This window comes from Fluoribacter gormanii (assembly GCF_900156395.1).
GTDB lineage: Bacteria > Pseudomonadota > Gammaproteobacteria > Legionellales > Legionellaceae > Legionella > Legionella gormanii.
This window is the reverse complement of record NZ_FTNL01000016.1, coordinates 96,293-102,668: the sequence shown is the minus strand read 5'-3', so window position 1 is coordinate 102,668 and position 6,376 is coordinate 96,293. Positions and strand designations below refer to the sequence as shown.

Here is a 6,376-nt window from a genome sequence, read left to right as displayed (position 1 = left end):
TGTAGTGCCCCCAATTTAAACCGGTCCACCTAGCCAATAATTAACGACTAGTAATAGGACTAGTAATATGACTGTATCGACACCATTAGAATGTAATGAAATAATCCATTCAAGCAGCAATCGACGTCGTTGGACGCCGTTAGAGAAACAACAAATAGTCCATGAAACCTATCATTCAGGAGCAACGGTATCTTACGTTGCGCGAAAACATGGAATACCGCCCAGCCAATTATTTTATTGGCGTAAATTAATGGAGAGCAGTGCATTGACTGGAGTAAAGGCTGAAGAGTCTGTGGTACCCCAAAGTGAAGCGAATGAACTCAAAAGGCGAATTAAGCAACTAGAACAAGTGTTAGGCCAAAAAACGTTAGAGAACGAAATACTACGTGAAGCGGTAAAGCTCGGCCGGGAAAAAAAACTGATCTCGCGGCAACCCTTGCTCGGAATAAGCGATTTCGAATAAGAGCGATAGCCCGTGCTCTAGAAGTATCCCGTTCAAATCTAACAGAAAGGCTTAAAAAAATGGAACCACAAAAGAACCATTACGTTAAAACAGAGGACAATGAACTGCTCCCTTATATTCGCGAAATCACGGACAAACGCTGTAGCTATGGCTATCGAAGAGTCACTGTTTTACTCAACCATCGACTACAGTCTGAAGGCAGATTAAAAGTGAACCATAAACGTGTATATCGCATTATGAAGCTCAATAATTTATTGCTTCTGGCTCCTAAGAAAAAACCAACACGTTCTCACGACGGTAAGGTGATTACTTTAAAAAGTAATACGCGTTGGTGCTCTGATTGCTTTACCATTCAGTGTGCTAACGGAGATCGAGTGCATGTGGCTTTTGCTATGGATACCTGTGACCGAGAGGTTATTAGTTACGTTTCATCAACTATCGGTATAGATGGCAGAACTATTAGAGACTTGCTACTTGAAAGTATGGAGTATCGTTTTGGCAAAATCGACGTATTAGCAAAGCCGATACAGTGGCTTAGTGACAATGGGCCTTGTTATACAGCTCGCGAAACAGTAGCATTTGCTAGGAAACTTGGCTTTGATGTGAGAACCACCCCAGCTTATAGCCCTGAAAGTAATGGAATGGCTGAGGCATTCGTCAAAACGTTTAAGAGAGACTATGTCGCATTTAGCGATCCATTTGATGCTCTCACGCTCATGAGGCAGTTACCCGATTGGTTCAATGACTACAATGAACATGCGCCCCATAAAGGGTTAAATATGATGGCACCAAGACAATTTATCAATAGTGCTTTGGCTGGCTAAGTGGTCCGGTTTTATAGGGGCAACTCCAATATGTCGCAATCATCTCTAGTTTTTTATATAAAGAGTCACTAAAAATTTATTAAAAGTAATTAAATAATCGTTCACGCAGTGCATTGCTAAAGAATGGCATTCCTGTAGAAACAAGAATACTCAGTGGGGCAGGCTCGATTGCTTTTCAAATCAATATTTAAATATTACTCCACAAGGAAGCTGGAAGGGGCCTATGATGAATACTAGAGTAGTACTCAAATACGCAAACTCACACCCAAATCTAGGAGGCAAGAATCAATTCTTTATTTACAATGTCTGTTTGGTAGGTATCATTTCGATTAAAAGAGTTGTATATTGATTTTTCAAACTCCTTGCCTGTAGCCTGCTTTATCCAAAAAGCTGATCTGGATACCGATATTATCGGGATATTATTTTGTTTCGCATAAATGGCAAGCCAGATATCGGACATATTTGGCGTTAAAAATATATTTTGGGTCAACTTAATATGTTCGGTATGAAAAGCTAGCGTTCCCGTCCCCGGGATATCAGCGGGAGTATCTTTTTCTAATTGTTTTGCAAAGTGTATACCTTGTTTGTCTTTGTAATAAGATGAGATTGCTCTTTTAGGTAGAATGTTTGCATGCGTACAAATAAAGGCTTTTCTGCCATAAGATTCAATTTTATCTAATAAAGTCATTACATAATCTGATGGATAAATTAAATCGTCATCTAAAGTAAATACATATCCATTTATTTCTTCAATTTGATAAAATTTACCTACATCCCCTCGGTCGCCATATTCTTGACTTGTGAAAACTTGTATATTTTTCTTCTCTAAGAAAGCCGGAATTTTATGGTAATTGTTTAAGTAGACTTGAATTCTGTCTACTTGCTTCAATAGTACTTGAATCGTTAACTCAAGCTGATGAGCCCGCTCTGGGATAGATGCAATTTTTGCTGTAATCACGCTCTTAATTCTCGCTTAGATAAAATTTAAGTTCTTTTGGTGGTACATAATCTATTTTCCATGTCCAAGCTTTATTTTTAATATATATATCCTTTGCCTTGTTATAGAAGTCTATATCGTTATTTATGCTCAAGATGTTTGTATTGTTGTGATTATTATCTGATATTATGGGGCAATATATCTTAGTTTTAGAAAAAATCTCTTTAACTAAATCGTGAACTAAAATATGGTCATCATGACCATACTCCCCAACTGAATTATGTGTAAAAATTTCTGTAAACGAATATTTTGATTTCAATTCGAGTAATGAGTGATATAGGCTGGTTTTTGCATCAATAAATTGTTCTTGCCTCTTTTTATCTTTCCAATATCCCGATTCATCAATTTCCAGTAACAGTAATCTATCATTTAAAGGATGTTCATTGAGTGCAAATCTTCTGAATTGTGCGGCATGGGGTCTATCATGACGAGCAAGAAAAGCAATGACAATTAAATCAAAATATTTTGCAGGGAACCAAATGATTTCATCATCAGGATGAGCAACAATCAATGCTTTCATACCAGTTTATTTCTCTCAAGCTTTAATTCAGTTAATTGTTGATTGGATAATTGAAGCTTATAGGGGTGCAATTGCGCGATTTTATCTTCTTCATGGCAAGTGAGAATAAGGCCAGAATTTCTGGATTTTTTTTCGAGTATTGTTAAGAGAATAGACTGGGAGTTTTGATCTAACCCATTCATCGGTTCATCTAAAATGATAAAATCTGGAGTCCCTATTAATGCGGTAGCTAAGAGAAATTTCTTTTTTGTCCCAAATGACATATTTGAAATTTTTGTGTTCATATGTGGGTTTAAATGAAAGCATTCAAGAATATTTTCTATTTCACCACCATGGGGCGCTCTTGCTTGTGCAATCCAGTTAAGAAATTCTCGACCAGTAAGAAAAGGATAAACTTCCAAATCATCAGGAACATAATATATATTTTTAGCCATTAAATTATGGCTGCTTACTTCCCAATTACCATTAATTATTACAGAACCAGAGTCAGGTAATTCTAAGCCGATTAAAAGTCGTAAGAGTGTTGATTTTCCAACTCCATTGCTACCAATTATATGATAGATATTTTTAGTAAACTGATATGAAATATTATTCAAAAGCTGACGACTTTCATAACTTTTGCTGACATGATTCAATTGTATATTAATATTCAAAAATACCTCCTAATATCCAATATTGAGCGATCATCCATAAAATACTATTTATTAATGATGTAAAAAAACAGAAACGAAGGGATAGCCAATAGAAAATTCTATTGATTGTTAGGGGAATGAAACTCATTAAAAAAGCTGTAAAAATGACGATGAATAGATTTTCATTTTCTATTGCCAAATAAAATAAAAGAGGCAAGCCTGCAATTAAAAAAATCAAAAATGTTAAAGTGATTTCTTTAACATACTTGAGGAAGCTTTGGTATGGGAATATTGTATGAAATAACTTGTAACTCTTATCATCTTGTTGAAAAACAGAAAACAAGGTGCAAAGAATATATATACTAAACCCCAGTATAGCCATAAAAATACCAATGTGGTCGATATTTAAATTTTGTATCATTACTAAGTAAACTAGAAAAATATTAACAATGGTGCAATATAAGGCTTTAGTAAGAAATACTTTCCTATGTTGCTTATAAGTGGCGAGTTGAATTGTAAAATATCGCCTGAGTGAGTTTGATACTAATTGTTTATTATAACCGGTAGCTCGTTTATTCGATGTATTTTCTTTTCCTGAAGGTATTTCTCTCCTGAAAATAAATAAACTGAAAAGAGTTCCTAAAATCGACCCTGTATAATTTGCAAAAGGTATTGTTAATAGGGGAATACATGCAATAAAAATTAAGTTCACAAACAATAGAAACATATATTTTTTATTGCGATACAAGTGACTTAATAATAATACTAAGTAACTAAATATAAATGATACATATAAACAGAAAAGAGAAAATAAACTGATGATATTTTGTGAGTAGGAATAGATAAATCCAGCACCCAAAACTATTGCAACCCAAATAAAATTAAGTGAAATCGCTAAAATCATTAAGTCTATTTTTTTATGTGTATGCACAGAAATATCGAAAGTATTTAGATAGTTTCTTAATTTACCCCCTTTTATAAAATTCGACTGTGCATTGGTTAGCATGAGTGAAAAAGCTAAAATAATTCCTAGGCACAATAATTTTGATTGTATGGTTGCTAATGGATTAATTATTTCAAAAAACGGAATACCAATTTTAGGTAGATTGTGTACTCCTGGAACCAATAAACAAATAATAAAAGCCAGTAATAACTTATGTCGGGTAAGAAAATCAGCGGTTTCATTGAAATAATTTTTTATTCGATACTTGCAAAATAATATGTTGAAACTGTTTTTATTAGAGAAATAGGTTTCTAGCATACTGCCTCTTTGGTCAAAGTATAATAAGTTGATCTCTTTTTAGGCATCACAATGTGCCTGCTTATAAGTGCTTGTATCTCAGTTGAGTGACTAATAACTAATAATGTTTGTTCTTGAATAGACATTAAGTTACTAATTACTTTTATTTCCAGCTCTTTTTCCAGTCCGGAGGTGGATTCATCGAGTATAAGCAATTTGGGTTGAGCTAGTATTGCTCTTGCGAGCGCTATTCTTTGAGTTTGTCCTCCTGATAGTAATACTCCTTCTTCTCCGATTTTGGTTTCAATTCCATCGGGGAAATCATTTATAAATTCATGACAACATGAAAGACGAAGGGCAGTAAACAATTGCTCGTCCGTATAACTGGTATTGTTATAACATATGTTTTCTTTAATAGTTCTATTAAACAGTAAAAGGTTTTGTTCAACTAATACAATGAGCTTTCTTAATTGTTCTCTTGTTATTTCTTTAATATTAATTCCATCAATAGAAATACAGCCAGAATAGTTTGTGTGTAAACCAGACAATAGTTTTACTAACGTTGATTTACCTGTTCCAGATGTTCCTTTTAAAAGAACTTTTTCACCGTAATTAATTTTTAGCGAGAAGTTATCAATTATATTTTCATGTTTTTTGATTGAAAAATTTAAATTTTTTACTTCAAAGCTCGGCGAGGCACTAATTAACTGATTTTTTGTTTCTTGTATTAAGCCATAAGGGTCAGAGTCACCCTTCTGTAATGTATTAAAGGAGTTTTTTATAATTCCCATCTCTCTAATAAAGATAGTAAGTTGAAATGAGCAGAACCACACATAATTAATTAAGTTATAGGTTATGAAGAGCACAAATATAAAATTTCCTGCCTGAAATTTTCCATTAATTAAACCATGTAATTGATGGAAAACTAGAGTAAATATTAAAAAAATGGAAAGTATGCTTTGCAATACTTTGATTTTTTCGAAGTAGATCTGTGCTTTTTGCAAAGATTGTTTTTCCATAGAGAATCTATTTTTCATTCTTTCTAGCTCAAATATCTCTCCATTAAATATTTTGACAGTGGCAATTTTTGATAGTAAATCAATCAAATTGCCAGATATATTAGAATGTATTGAATGATGATCCTTAATATATTTTATTGACTGATTAAACCTCAAATAGGTTGAAAACACATGGATAGCAAACCAACTGATGAGAAGAATAGAATACAGTGGCGTTATAAAAAATAATAAAATTGAAGTTAAAATGAAGCTTATTATGATTGTGAAAAAATTATAGATAATAATTAGAAGTATTCTTTCCGATGAGGAAGTAAAATCTTGTATTTTTTGTGTTAATGTACCAGGCATATTATCTATGAAATATCGATAATCTTTGTTTAAGATACTTTTGATTAGAAAGCTTTTTACATTTTCTTTAAAGCTTGGAATAACTTTGGCAATGAGCACTCCCTGGCTTCTTATAATAATTTCTGAAACTAAATAAACTGAGAGAAAAATAGATAGAATTGTAATTAAATCAGTTTCTTCAAAATTTTTAGATTGGAGTGTGTTCAGGATAAACTTGATTAACCAAGGTGTCAGGCATTGCTGAATTGCAGCAAATAAAGATGATATAAGCAGTAATAAAAATCCTAGCTTTTGTTTCCGTATGTTAATTATAAAGACTTGTATTATGGACAT

General features: G+C 33.0%; 6 protein-coding genes. 1 reads left to right on the top strand and 5 read right to left on the bottom strand.

Going from position 1 to position 6,376, the window contains the following annotated elements; all coding sequences use genetic code 11:
- Nucleotides 1-67: 67 nt before the first annotated feature.
- Nucleotides 68-1,287 (top strand): IS3 family transposase gene (locus tag BW930_RS11140; RefSeq protein WP_115266147.1). Its coding sequence is split into 2 segments (ribosomal slippage): nt 68-410 and nt 410-1,287, totalling 1,221 coding nucleotides; the frame shifts between segments, so codons are not numbered across the junction.
- A gap of 271 nt (nt 1,288-1,558) precedes the next feature.
- Here the strand turns inward: BW930_RS11140 and BW930_RS11135 are convergent.
- Genes BW930_RS11135 through BW930_RS11115 form a run of 5 tightly spaced genes read right to left on the bottom strand, consistent with a single transcriptional unit; the run spans nt 1,559 to nt 6,376 of the window.
- Nucleotides 1,559-2,245, bottom strand: a complete 687-nt coding sequence (locus BW930_RS11135; protein WP_058468099.1) for a hypothetical protein — start codon at nt 2,243-2,245, stop codon at nt 1,559-1,561.
- 4 nt (nt 2,246-2,249) lie between these two features.
- The gene (locus BW930_RS11130) at nt 2,250-2,804 is read right to left on the bottom strand and encodes a hypothetical protein (RefSeq protein ID WP_058468100.1); all 555 of its coding nucleotides are present in this window, start codon (nt 2,802-2,804) and stop codon (nt 2,250-2,252) included.
- On the bottom strand, nt 2,801-3,457 hold the full coding sequence (locus tag BW930_RS11125; RefSeq protein WP_058468101.1) for an ATP-binding cassette domain-containing protein: 657 nt from the start codon (nt 3,455-3,457) through the stop codon (nt 2,801-2,803). Before BW930_RS11125 ends, BW930_RS11130 begins: the two co-directional genes overlap by 4 nt.
- Nucleotides 3,447-4,697, bottom strand: a complete 1,251-nt coding sequence (locus tag BW930_RS11120) for a DUF6136 family protein (protein ID WP_058468102.1) — start codon at nt 4,695-4,697, stop codon at nt 3,447-3,449. Before BW930_RS11120 ends, BW930_RS11125 begins: the two co-directional genes overlap by 11 nt.
- Nucleotides 4,691-6,376, bottom strand: a complete 1,686-nt coding sequence (locus BW930_RS11115) for an ABC transporter ATP-binding protein (protein ID WP_058468103.1) — start codon at nt 6,374-6,376, stop codon at nt 4,691-4,693. Before BW930_RS11115 ends, BW930_RS11120 begins: the two co-directional genes overlap by 7 nt.